General features: G+C 72.2%; 19 protein-coding genes and 1 pseudogene. 14 read left to right on the forward strand and 6 right to left on the reverse strand.

Going from position 1 to position 19723, the window contains the following annotated elements:
- Positions 1–91 precede the first annotated feature (91 nt).
- On the reverse strand, positions 92–946 hold the full coding sequence (locus ACFYX4_RS12310) for a zf-HC2 domain-containing protein (protein ID WP_389330115.1): 855 nt from the start codon (positions 944–946) through the stop codon (positions 92–94).
- A complete protein-coding gene (locus tag ACFYX4_RS12315) occupies positions 943–1494 on the reverse strand; it encodes an RNA polymerase sigma factor (protein WP_389330118.1) in 552 nt (183 codons plus the stop codon). The genes ACFYX4_RS12310 and ACFYX4_RS12315 overlap by 4 nt, the downstream gene beginning before the upstream one ends.
- Positions 1495–1632: 138 nt before the next feature.
- Here ACFYX4_RS12315 and ACFYX4_RS12320 point away from each other — a divergent pair, with 138 nt between their 5' ends.
- The 11 genes and pseudogenes from ACFYX4_RS12320 (at position 1633) to pstB (ending at position 14048) form a co-directional block, all read left to right on the forward strand.
- Positions 1633–2040, forward strand: coding sequence for a GntR family transcriptional regulator (locus tag ACFYX4_RS12320; protein ID WP_389330121.1), 408 nt, complete (start codon positions 1633–1635; stop codon positions 2038–2040).
- A complete protein-coding gene (locus ACFYX4_RS12325; protein WP_389330124.1) occupies positions 2037–3062 on the forward strand; it encodes an ABC transporter ATP-binding protein in 1026 nt (341 codons plus the stop codon). The genes ACFYX4_RS12320 and ACFYX4_RS12325 overlap by 4 nt, the downstream gene beginning before the upstream one ends.
- Positions 3059–4168: an ABC transporter permease gene (locus ACFYX4_RS12330; RefSeq protein ID WP_389330127.1), complete on the forward strand. Its 1110-nt coding sequence runs from the start codon at positions 3059–3061 to the stop codon at positions 4166–4168. Before ACFYX4_RS12325 ends, ACFYX4_RS12330 begins: the two co-directional genes overlap by 4 nt.
- Positions 4165–5139, forward strand: coding sequence for a hypothetical protein (locus ACFYX4_RS12335; RefSeq protein WP_389330129.1), 975 nt, complete (start codon positions 4165–4167; stop codon positions 5137–5139). Before ACFYX4_RS12330 ends, ACFYX4_RS12335 begins: the two co-directional genes overlap by 4 nt.
- 287 nt (positions 5140–5426) lie before the next feature.
- Positions 5427–7655: an RNA degradosome polyphosphate kinase gene (locus tag ACFYX4_RS12340; protein ID WP_389330131.1), complete on the forward strand. Its 2229-nt coding sequence runs from the start codon at positions 5427–5429 to the stop codon at positions 7653–7655.
- Positions 7636–9030 carry a CHAD domain-containing protein gene (locus ACFYX4_RS12345; protein WP_389330134.1) on the forward strand — a complete coding sequence of 465 codons (1395 nt, stop codon included), beginning with the start codon at positions 7636–7638 and terminating at the stop codon, positions 9028–9030. Before ACFYX4_RS12340 ends, ACFYX4_RS12345 begins: the two co-directional genes overlap by 20 nt.
- Before the next feature lie 150 nt (positions 9031–9180).
- A pseudogene (locus tag ACFYX4_RS12350) lies at positions 9181–9579 on the forward strand (NUDIX hydrolase); the annotation flags it as partial.
- Positions 9580–9865: 286 nt separating this feature from the next.
- Positions 9866–10996 (forward strand): phosphate ABC transporter substrate-binding protein PstS, encoded by a 1131-nt coding sequence (pstS, locus tag ACFYX4_RS12355; RefSeq protein WP_389330137.1) that lies wholly within the window; start codon positions 9866–9868, stop codon positions 10994–10996.
- 134 nt (positions 10997–11130) lie between these two features.
- Positions 11131–12144 carry a phosphate ABC transporter permease subunit PstC gene (gene pstC, locus ACFYX4_RS12360; RefSeq protein WP_389330140.1) on the forward strand — a complete coding sequence of 338 codons (1014 nt, stop codon included), beginning with the start codon at positions 11131–11133 and terminating at the stop codon, positions 12142–12144.
- A complete protein-coding gene (gene pstA / locus ACFYX4_RS12365) occupies positions 12141–13202 on the forward strand; it encodes a phosphate ABC transporter permease PstA (protein ID WP_389330143.1) in 1062 nt (353 codons plus the stop codon). Before pstC ends, pstA begins: the two co-directional genes overlap by 4 nt.
- A 69-nt stretch (positions 13203–13271) precedes the next feature.
- Positions 13272–14048: a phosphate ABC transporter ATP-binding protein PstB gene (gene pstB / locus ACFYX4_RS12370; protein ID WP_389330146.1), complete on the forward strand. Its 777-nt coding sequence runs from the start codon at positions 13272–13274 to the stop codon at positions 14046–14048.
- A gap of 121 nt (positions 14049–14169) precedes the next feature.
- On the opposite strand, the gene ACFYX4_RS12375 is transcribed toward pstB, so the two are convergent.
- Positions 14170–15168: an anion permease gene (locus tag ACFYX4_RS12375; protein ID WP_389330149.1), complete on the reverse strand. Its 999-nt coding sequence runs from the start codon at positions 15166–15168 to the stop codon at positions 14170–14172.
- A 7-nt stretch (positions 15169–15175) separates the two neighbouring features.
- On the reverse strand, positions 15176–15796 hold the full coding sequence (locus ACFYX4_RS12380; RefSeq protein ID WP_187748798.1) for a DUF47 domain-containing protein: 621 nt from the start codon (positions 15794–15796) through the stop codon (positions 15176–15178).
- A 224-nt stretch (positions 15797–16020) separates the two neighbouring features.
- On the opposite strand from ACFYX4_RS12380, the gene ACFYX4_RS12385 reads away from it, so the two are divergent.
- Positions 16021–16410 (forward strand): metal-sensitive transcriptional regulator, encoded by a 390-nt coding sequence (locus ACFYX4_RS12385; protein ID WP_389330153.1) that lies wholly within the window; start codon positions 16021–16023, stop codon positions 16408–16410.
- Between the two features lie 16 nt (positions 16411–16426).
- Here the strand turns inward: ACFYX4_RS12385 and ACFYX4_RS12390 are convergent, their stop codons facing one another.
- Positions 16427–16594, reverse strand: a complete 168-nt coding sequence (locus ACFYX4_RS12390) for a hypothetical protein (protein ID WP_389330274.1) — start codon at positions 16592–16594, stop codon at positions 16427–16429.
- A gap of 109 nt (positions 16595–16703) precedes the next feature.
- Positions 16704–17621 (reverse strand): hypothetical protein, encoded by a 918-nt coding sequence (locus tag ACFYX4_RS12395; protein WP_389330156.1) that lies wholly within the window; start codon positions 17619–17621, stop codon positions 16704–16706.
- A gap of 219 nt (positions 17622–17840) precedes the next feature.
- On the opposite strand from ACFYX4_RS12395, the gene ACFYX4_RS12400 reads away from it, so the two are divergent.
- Together ACFYX4_RS12400 and ACFYX4_RS12405 are read left to right on the forward strand one after the other, a co-directional pair.
- Entirely contained in the window at positions 17841–18032 is a 192-nt protein-coding gene (locus ACFYX4_RS12400; RefSeq protein WP_389330159.1) for a hypothetical protein, read from the forward strand.
- A 79-nt stretch (positions 18033–18111) separates the two neighbouring features.
- Positions 18112–19686, forward strand: a complete 1575-nt coding sequence (locus ACFYX4_RS12405; protein ID WP_389330162.1) for an FAD-binding oxidoreductase — start codon at positions 18112–18114, stop codon at positions 19684–19686.
- The last annotated feature ends 37 nt before the right edge of the window (positions 19687–19723 follow it).

Consider the following 19723-nt stretch of genomic DNA (forward strand, 5'->3'; position numbering starts at 1 on the left):
CGGTCGTGGAACGAGGACGGGGCGGCGGAGGCGTGGGCCGCGGCATCGGCGTGGGCCGAGAGCCGGGCGGGCCCGCGCGAGGGGCGCGGTGTCATCCGGCACCTCCGTCCGGGAAGCCGCCGGCGTCCCGGAAGCCGCCGACGGGGCGGGCGTCGAAACGGTCGCGGCTCTGGTAGAGCAGCAGCGCGGCGAGGGCGGCGAGAGCCCCCGCGGCCGACTGCCCGTACGCCGTGAAGGGCGAGAGCGCATCCCGGCTGTGCTGCTCCGTCAGCACCAGCAGCGTCAGCCAGGCGCCGCCGACCAGGGCGGGCGCCAGGACCGGACCCAGCCGGGGGGTCAGCGCCAGGCCCGTCGCGGTGAGCGCGAGCGCGGGCAGCAGCCAGGCCAGCGCCAGCAGCCCGTACCCCGGAAGGGCGAGCGTCGCCAGACCGTTGAACACCAGTCCCGCGGTGAGCACCGCGACCGTCCGGATCATCAGCAGTCTGAAGCCGTGCATCGGCGCGACGACGGCCATCTCGTACGTCGGGTCGAGGTTCGACCCGTAGGACAGGGCGACCCCGGCGAGCGGGAGCAAGGGCGCGAGGGCGAGGAACAGTCCGGGACGGTCCACCGTGTGCACCGCCAGGACCGTTATGACCAGCAGGGACAGCACGGCCAGCAGCCAGGAGCGGCGCAGCACCGGCGTCGCCGTGAGCAGCCGCGCGGTGTGGTCGGCGACGCCGAACCGCGTCAGCAGCCGCTCGAACAGCCCCGGGCGCGGTGCGTCCAGCTCGGCGTCCAGCCGCTCCCAGCCCGCGTCCAGCGCGACGGGGTCGACGGCCGCCGTGAGCCGGGACCGGCACGTCGCGCAGCCCGCGAGATGCGTGTCGGCGGACCACAGCAGCGGCGGCGCCAGTTCGCCCCGCACGTACGCGCGCAGATCGTCTTCTGCCACATGCCACGTCATGCCAGCGCCTCCCGCAGTTGCTTGCGGGCCCGCTGGGCCCGCGTCTTGACCGTGCCGGCCGGGATGCCGAGCAGGACGGCCGCCTCCCGGGTGGTGAGTCCGTCGATGACGGTGGCCTGGAGGACCGCCCGCAGCTCCGGGGAGAGGCGGGTGAGGGCCCCGGCGAGGTCTCCGTGCTCCACCCCCGCGAGCACGCGTTCCTCCGCCGAGGCCTCGTCGCGATGGCGCAGCCTGGCCAGCACCTGCCGCAGCCGCCCCCGCGCGCCGTCGCCCCGCATGGCGTCGACCAGCCGGCGGGCGCCGATGCGCCACAGCCAGCCGGCCGCGTCACCGGAGAAGCCCTCCTCGCGGTAGCGGGCGGTGCCCCGCCACACCGCGAGGAACGTCTCCTGGACGACGTCGTCGACTATCCCGGCGTCGGCGCAGCGGCTGCGCATGCGCGCGGTCAGCCACGGCGCGTATCGCCGGTACAGCTCCTCGAAGGCGTGACGGTCCCTGTCTGCCGCGATGGCCCGCAGCAGCTCCCCGTCGCTGGTCGTTTCGCTCACATCCCCTCATCGGTCCGTCCCCGCCGTTCGGTTCACGATCCGGCCGACGAGTTTTCCCGGCCCGCGGTCCTCCTTGACGGACACCCCCTCCCTGCACCACCCTTTCACTACTCAATTAGTGAAAGGGTGGTGCTCCGAGTGGTCGAATACCGCATCGACCGGCACAGCGGCGTGGCCACCTACGTCCAGATCGTGCAGCAGACCAAGCAGGCCCTGCGCCTCGGCATGCTGCGCCCCGGCGACCAGCTGCCCACGGCCCGCGAGGTCGTCGAGGCGACCGCCATCAACCCGAACACCGTGCTGAAGGCCTACCGCGAGCTGGAACGCGACGGGCTCGTCGAGGCCCGCCGCGGACTCGGCACCTTCGTACGGCGCGGACTGAGCACCGCCCCGGCCGACTCGCCCCTGCGCGCGGAACTGGACGCATGGGCGGTCCGGGCCCGGGAGGCCGGCCTGGACCACGACGACGTGGCCGCACTCTTCACCGCCGTCCTGGACAAGCACTTCGCCGGCCAGGACCAGCACTCCCAGGGGGAAGCCTCATGACCGACACCGCCATGGCGGCGACCGCGCTCGGCAAGCGCTTCGGCCGACGCGGGAAGTGGGCGCTGCGCCACTGCGCGTTCACCCTGCCCGCGGGCCGCGTCTGCGCCGTCGTCGGGCCCAACGGAGCGGGCAAGTCCACGCTCCTCGCCCTCGCCGCCGGCCTGCTGGCCCCCTCCGAGGGCACGGTCACCGTCCTCGGCACCGACCCGGCGTCCGCACGCACGCGTGTCGGCTACGTCGCCCAGGACAAGCCGCTGTACCCGCAGCTCACGGTCGCCGAGACGCTGCTGGTGGGCGCGGACCTCAACCCGGGCCGCTGGGACGCCGACGCCGCCGAGCGGATCGTCTCCGCGGGGAACCTCGACCCCAAGGCGAAGATCCGCTCGCTCTCCGGCGGCCAGCGCACCCGTGTCGCCCTCACCCTGGCCCTGGCCAAACGGCCGGAGCTGCTCCTCCTGGACGAGCCGATGGCCGACCTCGACCCGCTCGCCCGCCACGAGCTGATGGGCACGCTGATGTCCCAGGCCGCGCAGCACGGCACGACGATCGTGATGTCCTCGCACGTCGTCGCCGAGCTGGAGGACTCCTGCGACCACCTGCTCCTGATCGGCGACGGCGGCGTCCGCCTGTCCGGCGAGATCGACGAGCTGCTCGCCGCCCACACGCGCGTGACGGGACCGATCCAGGACGGCACGACCACGCCGCCCACGCCGACCCCCACGTCCACACCCACACCCACACCCGCGCCCACGCCCACGCCCACAACGACGCCCACACCGGCCCCCGCCTCCGCGGACGACCTCTCCCCCCACACCGTCGTCGAGTCCCGCACCACCGGTCGCCAGCTCTCCGCGCTGCTGCGCCCCGCGGCCCCGCTCCCCGGCCACTGGCGCACCGCCCAGCCGTCCCTGGAGGAGCTCGTCCTCGCCTACCTCCGCAACCCCCAGGCGGCCCCGCTGACCTACGGGACCTCCGGAGCCACCGCCTCCGCCACCGCCCCGCACGAGGAGACCGCAGCATGACGACCGTGACGTCCCCCGTGCCGCCCCCACCCCCCGGGGCCGGAACCGGGACCGGCAAGGGGACCGGCGGCACGGCCGCCGCCGACCCCCCGCCCCACCTCCTGCGCTGGCTCCTGCGCATCCACCGCCCCGCCCTGTACGTGTGGTCGGCGCTCGTCGTCCTCCTCGCCGCCGCCCTGATCGTGCTGGGAGGCCCGCTCACCGACGACGCCGCCGAGGCCTGGCGGCAGTACGAGGCCTGCTCCGGCAGCGCGACCTGCCGCTACGACCAGGACGCGATCCTCCTCTACAAGGACGTGTACTCCTACACGACCATCGCCCTGAACCTGCTGCCCTTCCTCCTCGCCGCCTGGTCGGGCGCCGCCCTGGTGGGCCGTGAGCTGGAGAACGGCACCGCGCAGCTCGCCTGGACCCTGGGGCTCTCCCCGACCCGCTGGCTGGCCGTCAAGCTCGCCCCCTCCGCCGCCCTGGCCGCCGCCGGCACCGGACTGCTGGTCCTGCTGCACCGCATGGCCTGGCGGGCGGGCGAGGGCCGTATCAGCACCGCGAAGCCCTGGTCCGACCTGCCCACCCTGCACGCCAACGGCCCCACCACGGTCGCCCTCACCCTCGCGGGACTGGCCCTCGGCGCCCTCACGGGCCTGCTGTGGCGCCGTACGCTGCCCGCGCTGGCCCTCGGCCTGGTCTTCACCGGCGGGCTGCGGATCCTCACCGACCTGGTCATGCCGCACCTGTGGACGACCCGCACCCGCGTCACCAGCCTCGTCGACGGCCCCTCGTACGGCGGCATCCCCGTCGACTCGGGCCTGGTCACCTCCAGCGGCGCGCACATCCCCGACCCGGGCTGCGGACCGGCGTTCGCCGAGGGCTGCGCCGACCTGTACGACAGGCTCGACGCCACCGGCTTCTACGCCACCTACCACCCCGAGGGGCACTACTGGCCCTTGCAGCTGACCACGACCGCCCTCGTCCTGGTCGCCGCCGCCGCGCTCGTCGTGGCCGCGTTCGTGCTGCTCAGACGGTCGACAGCCACGACGGCCACGACGGGCCGCACGCCCGCGTACCCGACGAGCACCACACGCGCGCGTGAGGAGGCCGCCGCATGACCGCCGTCGTCACGGCCCCGCCCCGCCCCCGCCGATGGGGCGCCGTCCGCACCGTGCTGCGCCTGCACCGCGCCGCCCTCCTCGTGTGGACGGTCGCCGTGCTGGGCGTGGTCGCCCGGCTGGTGTGGATCGCCGAGGTCAGCGCGGAGGACGCCCGCGCCGAGCAGCGGGCCTGCGCCCGCGCCGGCCAGAACCTGTGCGATCTGACGTTCGACGTCTCCGGCTTCGGCGATCCGGTCGGCTGGATCGCCCTGCCGGCGGGCTTCGCGTCCCTCGCCGTCGCCGCGTTCGCCGGCGGCGCGCTCATCGGCCGCGAACTGGAGAACGGCACCGCGCGCCTGGCCTGGGCCCAGGGCATCACCCCCGCCCGCTGGCTGGCCGCCAAACTCGCCGTGCCCGCGCTCGCCGTCGCGCTCGGCACGATCGTCCTGGTCGTGGCGTTCCGCTGGACCTGGGACGCCACACAGGACCTGCGGTGGTCCGCGGACTGGCTGTCCGACGGCGTCTTCCTGGTCCGCGGCCCGACCGCCGTCGCGTACGCCCTGTGCGCCCTCGCGCTCGGCACGCTCGCCGCGCTGCTGCTGCGCCGCGCCCTGCCCGCCCTCGCCGTCGCCGTCGCTGCGGCCTGGCTGCTCCGCTTCGCCCTGGAACGCGCGCGTGTCTCCCTGTGGCCCACCGTGACCCGCACCTCGGCCGGCGACGTCGACACTCCCGAGTCGGCGGCGCAGGTGGCGTACGGCGTCCTGGTCGACGGCCGGCCGAGAGCGGACGTCGACTACACGCGCTGCGCGGGCAAGCAGGCCGAGATCCAGCGGTGCCTGGACGACCTGGGCGTCACCGGCCACTTCTCGACCTTCCACCCGGAGTCGCACTTCTGGCCCCTGCAACTCGTGGAGTCCGGCATCGTCCTCGCCGTCGCCGCGCTCGCGACCACGGCCGCCTTCCTCCTCCTGCGCCGCCGCACGGTCTGACCGCTCCCTCTCCCCCCACACACAAATGGCCCCGGCATCGGCATCACCACCCCCGCGAGCCGCCTCACCCGGGCATCCCCACCCCCGCGAGCCGCCCCCCGATATCCCACACGCCATGTCTTCGTAACCATCGGTTCAGACGACCTTGCGACGCTCAGGCAATGGACCCCGCCGTGCCCGCGCCCTCCCCGCCCCCCGAGGGGAGTCACCCCCACGCAAACGTCGCCGCGCTCCCGCCCGCACGCTCCGACGCGCCTGTCCCGGTCCTGACGCGGAACAATGGATCCATGAGCCAGAACACCCAGGCACAGGTCCAGCACGCGCAGCCCTCCGTGGGCTCCATAGCCGCGCACCGCCCGCACACCGTGGCCGCCGTCGTCTCCGACCTGGAACCCGACCTCGACGCCGATCTCGACGCGTACGAAGAGGCACAGGCCGACGGGACCCAGTTGCCGCAGGGTCGTTTCCTCGACCGGGAGCGCAGCTGGCTCGCGTTCAACGAACGCGTCCTGGAGCTCGCCGAGGACCCGAACACGCCCCTCCTCGAGCGGGCGAACTTCCTCGCCATCTTCGCCAGCAACCTGGACGAGTTCTTCATGGTCCGCGTGGCCGGTCTGAAGCGCCGCATCGCCACCGGCGTGGCGACCCGCTCCGCCTCCGGTCTCCAGCCGCGCGAGGTGCTGGAGATGATCTGGGCCCGCTCCCGCGAGCTGATGGCCCGGCACGCCGCCTGCTACCACGAGGACGTCGCCCCCGCACTCGCGGAGGAGGGCATCCACCTGGTCCGCTGGAGCGAGCTGACGGAGAAGGAGCAGGCCCGGCTCTTCACGCTCTTCCGGCACCAGATCTTCCCGGTCCTGACCCCGCTGGCCGTCGACCCCGCGCACCCCTTCCCGTACATCTCGGGTCTGTCGCTCAATCTCGCGGTCGTCGTCCGCAACCCCGTCAGCGGCCATCTGCACTTCGCCCGCGTCAAGGTGCCCCCGCTGCTGTCCCGCTTCCTGGAGAGCTCCCCGGGCCGTTACGTCCCCGTCGAGGACGTCATCGCCGCCCACCTGGAGGAGCTGTTCCCGGGCATGGAGGTCGTGCAGCACCACGCCTTCCGCCTCACCCGCAACGAGGACCTCGAGGTCGAGGAGGACGACGCGGAAAACCTGCTCCAGGCGCTGGAGAAGGAGCTCATGCGGCGCCGCTTCGGACCGCCGGTGCGTCTGGAGGTCGAGGAGTCCATCGACCGCGAGGTGCTGGACCTCCTCGTCCGCGAGCTGAAGATCAGCGAGGCGGAGGTCTACCCGCTGCCGGGCCCCCTGGACCTCACCGGCCTCTTCCGCATCCACAGCCTCGACCGGCCGGAGCTGAAGTACAAGAAGTTCATCGCCGGCACCCACCGCGACCTCGCCGAGGTCGAGTCGGCGTCCCCGCCGGACATCTTCGGCGCGCTGCGCAACCGGGACGTGCTCCTGCACCACCCCTACGACAGCTTCTCCACCTCCGTCCAGGCCTTCCTGGAGCAGGCCGCCGCCGACCCGGACGTCCTCGCGATCAAGCAGACGCTGTACCGGACCTCCGGCGACTCCCCGATAGTCGACGCGCTCATCGACGCCGCCGAGTCGGGCAAGCAGGTCCTCGTCCTGGTCGAGATCAAGGCCCGCTTCGACGAGCACGCCAACATCAAGTGGGCGCGCAAGCTGGAGGAGGCCGGCTGCCACGTCGTCTACGGCCTCGTCGGCCTGAAGACGCACTGCAAGCTGTCCCTGGTGGTCCGCCAGGAGGGCGAGACGCTCCGGCGGTACAGCCACGTCGGCACCGGCAACTACCACCCGAAGACGGCACGGCTCTACGAGGACCTCGGCCTGCTCACCGCCGACCCGCAGGTCGGCGCGGACCTCTCCGACCTCTTCAACCGGCTCTCCGGCTACTCCCGCCGCGAGACCTACCGCCGGCTGCTGGTCGCCCCCAAGTCGCTGCGTGACGGCCTGGTCTCACGGATCAACAAGGAGATCCAGCACCACCGCGCCGGCCGGCCCGCGTACGTCCGCATCAAGGTCAACTCCATGGTCGACGAGGCGATCGTCGACGCCTGCTACCGGGCGTCCCAGGCCGGCGTGGCCGTCGACGTCTGGGTGCGCGGCATCTGCGCGGTACGGCCCGGGGTGCCCGGCCTGTCGGACAACATCCGCGTCCGCTCGATCCTCGGCCGCTTCCTCGAGCACTCCCGGCTGTTCGCCTTCGGCAACGGCGGTGAACCCGAGGTGTGGATCGGCAGCGCCGACATGATGCACCGCAACCTCGACCGCCGTATCGAGGCCCTGGTCAGGGTCACGGACCCGGCCCACCGCGCCGCTCTCAACCGGCTGTTGGAGACCGGCATGTCGGACGGGACCGCCTCCTGGCACCTCGGTCCGGACGGCGAGTGGACCCGGCACGCGACCGACGCGGACGGCCAACCCCTGCGCAACGTCCAGGAGATGCTCATAGACGCCCGGAGGCGCCGGCGTGGCACAGCAACACCATGAACTGACGGGCTCCGCGGCCGCGCCCATGACGGGGGACGCCCTCGCGGCCTACCTCCGGGCGCAGGCCACGGAGTTCCTCCGCGCCCTGCGCCTGCACCGGGAGACCGGCGGCGGCACGCCGAACGGCGGCGCGGGGCACTCGGCCGACGCGGCGCGCGCCCTGCGCCGCTCGGCCCGCCGCGTCAGCGGCAGTCTGCACACCTTCCGGCCCCTCCTCGACCCCGACTGGTCGGAGGAGATCCGCCCCGAACTGGCCTGGCTCTCCGGCACGCTGGCCCTGGAGCACGCCTGCGAGGCCCGCCTGGAGCGCCTCCTCCTCGCCCTGCACCGCCTCTCGGGAGCGACACCGATGCCCACGCGGGCGGCGGGGGCGGGGACGGGGGGCACGGGACGACCGCCCGGGGCGAGCCCGGCCGAAACGGCCACGGCCACCAGCGCGGGCGCCGCTGCCGCGACAGCGAAGGCTCCGGCTTCCGCGGCGGACATCGCCGCCCCGCCCACCCCCGCGACCGCACCCCCCACCGTCACGACCACATCCGTCACGACCACATCCCCCGCAGCCGCGCCCCCACCCGCCGCAGCCGCCGTCGGCGCGGACACCGACCCGCGCACCACCGGCACCGCCCTCGGCACGGTCACGGGAACGAACGCCGCCCCCACCCCCGCCGTCCCCACCCCGGCCACCCCCGCCTCCCTCCCCCTCACCCCCTCCCCCCACCCCCCGACCCCCGACCGCGCCCACCTCACCGTCGGCGCGGCGAAGGCCGGCGCCCTCCTCGACCGCCAGCTCACCCTCGCCCGCACCCGCGCCCACTCCACCGCCCTCCAGGCCCTGGGCAGCGCCCGCTTCCACGCCGTGGCGGACAAGGTCGCCGTGCTGGCCAGCGAAGTCCCCCTCGCCCCGGCCGCCGCCGACGCCGACCTGCGCCCCTTCGCGAGTGCCGCCGAGGAGCGCCTCACGGACGCCGTCGCCGCGCTCCCCCTGATCACAGCGGGCCACCCGTACAACGCGGAAGCCCTGATCCACGGCCTCTCCCCGGACCCCGCGCCGCATCCGCAGGACGCCCCCTGGCACCAGGTCCGGCTGCTCCTGCGTCTGCATCGGTACGCCCTCGAGGTCCTGTACGGCGGCGACGCCCCGCTGGACGTACGGCTGCTCTCCGCGGGCGAGGCCCTCGACCGGCACCGCGACGCCGCGGAGGCCGCCGCGGCCGCCGCCCACGCGGCCCGCACCCCGCGGATCGCCCCGGCGACGGCGTACGCGCTCGGCGTGCTCCACGCGGACCAGCGCCACGAGGTGGAGGCGGCCCGGTATGCCTTCCAGCGGGCGTGGCAGAAGCAGACCATCGGCACCCTCGGCACCACCACGTCGTAACGCACCACCACGTCGTAACGCGCCCACCGACAGGAGGCGGTGCCCGTGCCCTCCCCCCGCGACCCCCGCGCCCCCCAGGAACCCCGAGGTCCCCGGGGAGGCCCCCGAGGCCTCCCCCGCGAACCGCACGGCTCCCCCGAGCCGCCGCCCGTCCAGGCCGCGGGCTGCGTCCTGTGGCGGCGTTCGCCGATCGACGGTGAGCTGGAGATATGTCTGGTTCACCGGCCGAAGTACGACGACTGGTCGCATCCGAAGGGCAAGCTGAAGCGGGACGAGGCCCCCCTGCCGGGCGCGGTGCGCGAGGTGGCGGAGGAGACGGGTTACACGGCCCGGCCGGGTGCCCGGCTGCCCACCGTGCGCTATCTCGCGCAGGGCCGGCCCAAGGAGGTCCGGTACTGGGCGGCCGAGGCCGTCGACGGCCGCTTCACCTCCAACGACGAGGTCGACCGCATCCTGTGGCTGCCCCCGGCCGCCGCCCGCAACCGCCTCACCCAGCCGAGGGACCGCACCCTCGTGGACGCCCTGCTGACGACCCTGCACCTGACATAGTGCGGTCCGCGATCAGCCCGTGTCCGGAAAGAGAAGCCGACCAGCCTCCCCGACCGAAACCACCCCGTGTCCGAGAAGAGAGCGTTCCGTTACCTTGAGCGCCCCTAACCAGGCCGACCACAGGGGTTCACCCTGCGTTCATTTACGCCCATAGGCGCCTTCACCTGATCTGCCTAATTTCGGCCTTACCCGGTGCGGCGCGCGCCCTCGTGGACGCGCCCGGACCACCCAGACTTTCGCACGCCGCCGAATTCAGGACGGCGGCTCCTGGAAGGATCTCCCTCAAGTGAAGCTTCAGCGCATGAACCGGCGGGCCCTCACCCTCGGTGCTCTCGCGGTCTCCGGCGCCCTGGCCCTCACGGCGTGCGGCTCCGACGACACCGGCTCGAACACCGCCGGCGGCGGCAGCTCCTCCGCGGCCGCGGCCAGCGACATCAAGTGCGACGACGCCAAGGGCCAGCTGCTGGCCGACGGCTCGTCCGCGCAGAAGAACGCGATCGACGCCTGGGTCAAGAACTTCACGCAGGCCTGCAAGGGCGTTCAGGTCAACTACAAGGGCGGCGGCTCCGGCGCCGGCGTCACCGCGTTCACGCAGGGTCAGGTCGCCTTCGCCGGCTCCGACTCCGCGCTGAAGGAAGACGCCATCGCCGACTCCAAGAAGGTCTGCACCGGCGGCCAGGGCATCGACCTCCCGATGGTCGGCGGCCCGATCGCCGTCGCGTACAACCTCTCCGGCGTGGACAACCTCGTCCTGGACGCCGCGACGATCGCCAAGATCTTCGACGGCAAGATCACCAACTGGAACGACGCGGCGATCAAGAAGCTCAACCCCGACGCCACGCTGCCCGACCTGAAGATCCAGCCGTACCACCGCTCGGACGAGTCCGGCACCACGGACAACTTCACCAAGTACCTGATCGCCACCGCCAAGAGCGACTGGCCCTACGAGGGCGGCAAGGCCTGGCAGGCCAAGGGCGGCCAGTCCGCCTCCGGCTCCTCCGGCGTCGCCCAGGGCGTGAAGCAGACCAACGGCGCGATCGGCTACATGGAGCTGTCGTACGCCAAGGACGGCGTGTCCACGGTCTCCCTCAACACGGGCGCCGCGGCTCCGGTCAAGGCCTCCTCCGACGGCGCGACCAAGGCCATCGCCGACGCCAAGATCGTCGGCACCGGCAACGACCTCGCCCTCAAGATCAACTACGCCACCAAGGCCGAGGGCGCCTACCCGATCACCCTGGTCACGTACGAGATCGTCTGCGACAAGGGCAACAAGGCCGACACCCTGCCCGCCACCAAGGCGTTCCTGCGCTACATCGCCAGCGAGGACGGCCAGAGCATCCTCTCGGGCATCGGCTACGCGCCGATCCCCGACGCCATCATCTCCAAGGTCCGCACCACCGTCGAGGGCCTGAGCTGATCCGAGGTGCGGTCCGGCGCCGGGGCGACCCGGCCCGGACCGCACCGTCCGGTGCACCGCCGCCAGGGGCCGCCCGTACGCCCGGCCCCGCCCGAGCCGCCCACCCCGAGCGGCTCCGCAGACCGGAGAACCCCATGGACATATCGACGAAGAAGAACACAGCCGAACCACCTCCCCCCACGTCCGCCCCGACCGCGTCCGAACAGAAGCGCGCGTCCCGTGGCGCCACCCGACCCGGCGACCGGATCTTCCTCGGTCTCACCCGCGGGTCGGGCATCCTGCTGCTCGCGATCATGGCCGCGATCGCGGTCTTCCTGACCTACCGCGCCACCCTCGCCATCAGCAAGGACGAGGCGAACTTCCTCACCGCGTTCGAGTGGAACACCAACCTCGTCCCGCCGAAGTTCGGCATCGCCGTCCTCGCCTTCGGCACCGTGGTCTCCTCGGTCATCGCGATGGTCATCGCGGTCCCGATCGCGGTCGCCATCGCGCTGTTCCTCACCCACTACGCCCCGCGCCGGATGAGCGGTCCCATCTCCTATGTGATCGACCTGCTCGCCGCCGTGCCGTCCATCGTGTACGGCCTGTGGGGCGCGCTGATCCTCGTACCGCAGCTGGACGGCCTGTTCGGCTGGCTCGACGACTACCTGGGCTGGACCGGGATCTTCTCCTGGGACCAGGGCGCCCCGCGCTCGATGCTCACCGTCGGCATCCTCCTCGCCATCATGATCCTGCCGATCATCACCAACGTCAGCCGCGAGGTCTTCCGCCAGGTGCCGCAGATGCACGAGGAAGCCGCGCTGGCCCTCGGCGCGACCCGCTGGGAAGTGGTCCGCATGTCGGTCCTTCCCTTCGGCCGCTCCGGCGTGATCTCCGCCTCGATGCTCGGCCTCGGCCGCGCCCTCGGCGAGACGATGGCCGTCGCCACGGTGCTCTCCCCCGACTTCGACATCCACGCCAGCCTGCTCAACCCCGGCGGCGGCACCTTCGCCCAGAACATCGCCAGCAAGTTCAACGAGGCGACCGAGTTCGGCCGTGACGCGCTCATCGCCTCCGGTCTGGTCCTGTTCGTCATCACCCTGCTGGTCAACGGCGCGGCCCGCGCGATCATCGCCCGCCGCAAGGAGTACTCGGGGGCCAACGCATGAGCCACGCCGTCATCGAGGACAAGCGCCCCAGCTCCCTGCGCGGCGCCACCCTGCCCAAGTGGACCCCGCTGGCCGTCGCGGCCGGTTCGATCGCCGTGGCCGTGGCCATCGGCCTCGGCGCCGGACTGCACAGCCGCATCCAGTGGGGCCTGATCGCCGGCCTTCTCTTCCTCATCGGCACCTACGCCGTCGCCACCCGCGTGGAGGGCCGCCGCCAGGCCAAGGACCGCATCGCCACCGCCCTCGTCTGGGTCGCCTTCCTGCTCGCCGTGATCCCGCTCGCGTCCCTGGTCTGGGCGACCGTCGAGCGCGGCGTGAAGGTCCTGGACGTCTACTTCCTGACCCACTCCATGGGCGTCGTCGCCGACTCCGAGGCGGGCGGCGGCATCTACCACGCCATCCTCGGCAGCCTGGAGCAGGTCGGCCTCGCCACGCTGATGGGCGCGCCGATCGGCGTGCTCACCGCGATCTACCTGGTGGAGTACGGGCGCGGCAACCTCGCCCGCGCCGTCACCTTCTTCGTGGACGTCATGACGGGCATCCCGTCGATCGTCGCCGGTCTGTTCATCCTCAGCCTGATGCTGATGTTCGACATGCAGCCCTTCGGCTTCGCCGGCTCGCTCGCCCTGGCCATCCTGATGATGCCGGTGGTGGTGCGCTCCACGGAGGAGATGCTCAAGCTCGTCCCGAACGAGCTGCGCGAGGCCTCCCTCGCCCTCGGCGTCCCGAAGTGGCGCACCATCCTGAAGGTGGTCGTCCCGACCTCCATCGGCGGCATCATCACCGGCATCATGCTGTCGGTCGCCCGCATCGCCGGCGAGACGGCCCCCGTGCTGCTCCTCGTGTTCGGCAACCCGTTCATCAACGCCAACCCCTTCGAGGGTGCGCAGGCGTCGCTGCCGCTGTACATCTATCAGCAGTACTCGCAGAGCGCCGGTTCCCAGGCGGCCTACGACCGCGCCTGGGCGGCGTCGCTCACGCTGATCGCCTTCGTGATGATCCTCAACATGGCAGCCCGCGGCATCGCCCGCTGGAAGGCCCCGAAGACCGGTCGCTAAGCATCAATGTGCGGCTACCGCCGCGTGGGGCCTGACAGCGACCCCGGACCCCGGAAGTGAAGTAGAGACATGGCCAAGCGAATCGACGTCAGCGGACTGACCGCGTACTACGGCTCCCACAAGGCGATCGAAGACATCTCGATGACGGTCGAGCCCCGCTCGGTGACGGCCTTCATCGGCCCGTCCGGCTGCGGCAAGTCGACGTTCCTGCGCACGCTGAACCGCATGCACGAGGTGACGTCCGGCGGACGCGTCGAGGGCAAGGTCCTCCTGGACGACGAGGACCTGTACGGCGCCGGCATCGACCCGGTGTCGGTGCGCCGGGAGGTCGGCATGGTCTTCCAGCGCCCGAACCCCTTCCCCACGATGTCGATCTTCGACAACGTGGCGGCGGGCCTGCGGCTGAACGGCAACTTCAAGAAGTCCGAGCTCTCGGACATCGTGGAGAAGTCCCTCAAGGGCGCGAACCTCTGGAACGAGGTGAAGGACCGCCTGAACAAGCCCGGCTCGGGTCTCTCCGGCGGTCAGCAGCAGCGGCTGTGCATCGCCCGCGCGATCGCGGTCGAGCCGAACGTGCTGCTCATGGACGAGCCCTGCTCCGCCCTCGACCCGATCTCCACTCTCGCCATCGAGGACCTGATCGGCGAGCTGAAGGAGCGCTTCACGATCGTCATCGTGACGCACAACATGCAGCAGGCGGCCCGCGTCTCCGACCGCACGGCCTTCTTCAACCTGGCCGCGGTCGGCCAGCCCGGCCGCCTCATCGAGATCGACGACACGGAGCGCATCTTCTCCAACCCGTCGGTCCAGGCCACGGAGGACTACATCTCCGGCCGCTTCGGCTGAGCCGGCCCGTCGGTCCCCTCGCGGTGCTGCATGGCGGTGCCACCGCGAGGCAAAAGGCCCGCCCCCTGACTCCCGGGGGGCGGGCCACGCCGTTTCACCGCTCGATGTCGAGCCGGGCTCGCTACAGGAACGCCAGGTTCACGATCCAGAACGAGCACGCGGCCACCGCCGCGGCCGCCGGCATCGTGATGAACCAGCCGAGGACGATGTTCTTGGCGACGCCCCAGCGCACGGCGTTGATCCGCTTGGTCGCGCCCACGCCCATGATCGCGGACGTGATGACGTGCGTCGTCGAGATCGGGGCCTTGAAGAGGAAGGCCGTGGTGAACATGATCGACGCGCCGGTGGTCTCCGCGGCGAAGCCCTGCGGCGGGTCCAGCTCGATGATCTTCCGTCCGAGCGTGCGCATGATGCGCCAGCCGCCCGCGTAGGTGCCCAGCGACAGCATCACCGCGCACACGATCTTCACCCACACCGGGATCGGATCCCCGTAGTCCTCGACATCGGCGATGACCAGCGCCATCACCACGATGCCCATCGTCTTCTGCGCGTCCTGGAGACCGTGGCCGAGCGCCATGCCGGCCGCGGACACGGTCTGCGCTATGCGGAAGCCCCGCTTCGCCTTGTGCGGGTTGGCCCGCCGGAAGATCCACATGATGGCCGTCATCACCAGGTACCCGGCCAGCAGGCCGACCACGGGCGACACGAACATCGGGATGACGACCTTCTCCAGCACGCCGTCCCAGTAGACCGTCGTCCCCCCGGCGAGCGCCGCCCCGACCATCCCGCCGAACAGCGCGTGCGAGGAGGAGGACGGCAGTCCGAAGTACCAGGTGACGAGGTTCCAGGTGATGGCGCCGACGAGGGCCGCGAAGAGGATGCCCATCCCCTTGGACCCCTCGGGCGTCTCGATCAGGCCCTCGCTGACGGTCTTGGCGACCCCGGACCCGAGGAAGGCCCCGCCGAGGTTCATCACCGCCGCCATCGCCAGCGCGGCCCGCGGGGTCAGCGCCCGCGTCGAGACGGACGTGGCGATCGCGTTCGCCGAGTCGTGGAAGCCGTTGGTGTACGTGAAGAAGAGCGCGACGCCGATGGTCGCGACCAGCGCGAAGGTGTCCATGAAAAGCTCAGGACTCCTTGACGGCGATGGTCTCCACCGTGTTCGCCACGTGCTCGAACGCGTCCGCCGCCTCTTCCAGCACGTCCACGATCTGCTTGAGCTTCAGCACCTCGATCGCGTCGTACTTGCCGTTGAAGAGGTGGGCGAGCAGCTTGCGGTGGATCTGGTCGGCCTGGTTCTCCAGCCGGTTGACCTCGATCCAGTACTCGGTGAGGTTCTCCATGGTCCGCAGGTTGGGCATGGCCTCGGCGGTCAGCTCCGCCGCCCGCGCCAGCACCTCGATCTGCTGCTCGACGCCCTTGGGCAGTTCCTCGACGTTGTAGAGGACGACCAGGTCGACGGCCTCCTCCATGAAGTCCATGATGTCGTCGAGCGACGAGGCGAGGGAGTAGATGTCCTCACGGTCGAACGGGGTGATGAACGAGGAGTTGAGCTGGTGGAAGATCGCGTGGGTGGCGTCGTCACCGGCGTGTTCCGCGGCCCGCATACGCTCTGCGATCTCGGCCCGGCCGGCGGTGTCCGCCCCGAGCAGTTCCATCAGGAGTTTCGAGCCCGTGACGATGTTGTCCGCGGACGCGGCGAACATGTCGTAGAAGCTCGTCTCCCTGGGGGTCAGACGAAAGCGCACGTGGGGTCCTCAAGATGCATCGGTTTCGGTCAGGCTGATGCTAGGCGCATCATCCGGCCACGGCTAATGGGCCGTCCCCCAGTGTCGCCCATCGAAAAGAGCGACCGGCAGCGGGGCTGCCGAGTGGTCCAGTCCACCGGCCGACCACGGCGGCGGCCACAGGCCTCATACCCGGCAAAGTTCTGTACGATATACCCAGTAGGGGTATATGTCTGGAGGACGCGATGGACGCCACACACGCGACGCACGCCACACACGCGACGGACGCGGTGACGCCCACCACGGCCACCTCGGCCGCCCCGGCCACGCCGCCGGACGCCCCGGCCCCGACTGTGCACGGCTACCACAAGCAGAAGGACGAACACCTCAAGCGTCTGCGCCGCATCGAGGGCCAGATCAGGGGCCTACAGCGGATGGTCGAGGAGGACACCTACTGCATCGACATACTCACGCAGGTCTCCGCCTCCACCAAGGCCCTCCAGTCCTTCGCCCTGCAACTGCTGGAGGAGCACCTGCGGCACTGCGTCGCCGACGCGGCGCTCAGGGGCGGCGACGAGATCGACGCGAAGGTGGAGGAGGCCACCAAGGCCATCGCCCGCCTCCTGCGGACCTGAGCCACGCCCGAGCCGCTCACTCGGCGAAGGCGTCCCGCTCCTCGCGCACGCGCAGCACCTCGTCGATGCTCTCCATGCTGAGCCGCTCCTCGGCCGCCGAGGCCGCGATGATCAGCTCCCCGCACAGTTCGATCTCGGCGAGGGCCACGTGGTCCTGAACCGCCGTACCGCCGACCGGAGCCACGCGCATCACCTCGTCTCTGCCGTCACCGGCTTCCTAGAGTAGGGAGCGGCGTACGCCCCGCGCATGGCACGGACGGGCTAGTTCTTGCGCCCGTCCGGTGACGGGCGTCTCACTCCTCGGCGATCCGCCCGGCGTAGATGTCCCCGGCGTCCGGGAGCCTGACGTCGACGGGGACCCCGAAGTCGTACAGCAGCGTCGTCGAGGCGACCGCCACGACCGCGCCGGCCCGGCCCCCCGCCTCCTCCTCACGGCCGTTGACGAAGCCGAAGCGGTGCCTGACCTTGCGGATGCGCCCCTGGTCGTCGAGGTAGACGTCGAACGGCACCCGGGCGGTGGCGAAGCCTCTCGCCGCCGCGTCCAGGGAGTCCCGTCCGCCCTCGGAGGCGTCCTCGGCGGCCTCGGCGAGGTCGGCGGTCCCCCTGAAGTGCCGCACCTCGACGCCCGCGAGCCGGGTCCTGCCGACGTACGTCGCGGTGCGCGTCCCGCGCAGCACCTCGGCGGCGGCGTACGGGTCGGTGGCCCCGCCGGTGACCAGGTTCCCGTCCGACAGGGTCGCCGTGTCCACCCGTACCCACTTGTCGGCGGGCACTCCCGCGCCCCGGTTCTTCATGAACAGGGCGCCCGGCGCGAGGAGTTCGGTGATGGGCCGGCGTCCGCTGGAGCCCGCGGGGTCCTGCGGCAGGACGACCTTCAGCTGCCCGAGCTGTCTGCGGTAGTCGTAGACGCCCTCGCCGCGGATGGTCACGCGGGTGCCGCCGGTGGCCATCTCCATCGACGTCCGGGCCTTGGAACTGCCCGCCTCCACCAGGGCGTCGGCGGCCCGCCGCAGCGTCCGCACCGGATCGGCGGAGCGGTCCGCGGCACGGTCGGCGACGCGGTCCGCCGCACGGTCGTCGCCGTCGGGCCGGCCGTCCGCCCCGTCGCCGGAACACCCGGCGGCGCCGACGCCGAGCCCGGCCGCGCAGACCCCGGCCACGAGCCCCGCGACGACCCCCGACCCCCACCGCCGCTGCTGCCGCTGCGCCATCGCCTGATACCCCCAGCCGGTACATCCGTCACGGGCCACACGTCGTTCCGGTTAACGACGGGTAGGCAACCCCCGTCACGCCCGGCCCCGCTCACGCCCGGCCCTCCGCCTCCGGAAGTCGCGCCGAAGCGCCCGCGACCGCCGGACGAGTCCTTCACCGAGGTACGGGTCCTTCACCGCCGTACGAGTCCTTTACCGAAGATGGGTAGCGTTCTCTTCGTGACGCAGCAGAACAGCTCGACCGATGTGCCCCGCCCCGCAGAGCCCCCCGGAGGGGAGCACCGCACGACGACCGTCGAGAACGGCCGCTTCTGTCTCGCACGCTGCACCTGCGGCTGGCGCGGCCCGGCGCGCAGGGCGAGAAGCCTGGCCCGGTCCGACGCGGAGGGACACGCCCCCGGCACCCGGTAGCGCCGCCCCTCCGTGGAACCTCTCGGCGTCCGCTCCCGTCTCGCACCATGAAGCCGGCGGAAGGCGAAGGGACGAGCACATGCAACGGCGTACGTTCATCGCAGGCGGCACCGCCGCGCTCACGGCGGCCACGACGACCGCGTGCCGGCCGGGCGGAATCGACGGCTCCACGGGGGCCGGCGACGACAGCAGGCCCTCCGGCGGCCAGGGCGACGGCGCCTCGATGCGGACGACCGGCGCGGCGGCCGCCGCGAACTGGGCCGCCCTCGCCCGCGACCTCGACGGCTCCCTGATCCGCCCCGGGGACGCCTCCTGGCCGACGGCCCGCCAGCTGTACAACACGCGCTTCGACACGCTCAAGCCCGCCGCGGTCGCCTACGTCGCCCACGCCGACGACATCCGCACGGCCCTGTCCTACGCCCGCGCCCACGGCGTCCGGCTCGCCATCCGCAACGGCGGCCACTCCTACGGCGGCTGGTCCTCCGGCGACGGCCGGCTGATCCTCGACGTCTCCCGGCTGAACCGGGTCCGGGCGAGCGGCGGCTCGGCCGTGGTCGGCGCGGGCGCGAAGCTGATCGACGTCTACCGGGCGCTGGCCGCGAAGGGCGTGACCATCCCGGCGGGCTCCTGCCCCACGGTCGGCGTCTCCGGGCTCGTCCTCGGCGGCGGCCACGGCGTGGTCTCCCGCGCGTACGGCCTGACCTGCGACAGCCTGACCCGGGCGACGCTCGTCACGGCGGACGGCAAGCAGCTCACCGCCGACGCGACGACGAACAAGGACCTGTTCTGGGCCCTGCGCGGCGCGGGCAACAGCAACTTCGGCGTGGTCACCGAGCTGCACTTCAAGACCCACCCGGCGCCCCAGGCCGTCACCGGCTTCCTGTCCTGGCCCTGGTCGAAGGCGGCGGCGGTGGTGAAGGCCTGGCAGGAGTGGGGCCCGTCCCAGCCGGACGAGATCTGGTCCGCCCTCCACCTGGCGAACACCCCCGGCGGCACCCCGAGGATCTCCGTCTCCGCCTTCTCGATCGGCACCTACGGCGAGCTGAAGAACGCGGTCGACCGGCTGGCCTCGCGCGTGGGCGCACCCGCGTCCAGCGTGTCCCTGCGCCGCCGCGGCTACGAGCAGGCCATGGAGATCTACGCCGGCTGCTCCTCCTTCGCCGCCGACGCCCAGTGCCATCTGCCCGGCGCGACCCCCGGCCGCTCCCCGCAGGGCAAGCTGGCCCGGGAGACGTACGCGGCCCGCTCCGCCTTCTTCGACCGCTCGCTGTCGGCGGCGGGCATCCAGACGCTGCTCAGGCAGGTGACCGCCGTGCGCGGCGGCTCGGGGAGCATCGCGCTCACCGCGCTCGGCGGCGCGGTCAACCGCGTCTCGCCCACGGCCACGGCCTTCGTCCACCGCCGCTCCCGCATGCTGGCCCAGTACCTCACGTCCTGGCGCGCGGGCACGAGCGGCGCGGCGGGCCAGTCCTGGCTGGCCTCCGCGCACAAGGCGATGGCCCCGTACGCGTCGGGGGCCGCCTACCAGAACTACGCGGACCCGTCGCTGGCCGACTGGCGCAAGGCGTACTACGGCGCCGCGCTGCCCCGCCTGACCCAGCTGAAGAAGCAGTACGACCCCAGGGGCGTCTTCACGTACCCCCAGGGTCTCTGACAGCGGGCCCGTCCACCGCGGCGACGGACGGGCCGGG

It is taken from the genome of Streptomyces sp. NPDC002328, from assembly GCF_042890065.1.
Taxonomy (GTDB): Bacteria; Actinomycetota; Actinomycetes; order Streptomycetales; family Streptomycetaceae; genus Streptomyces.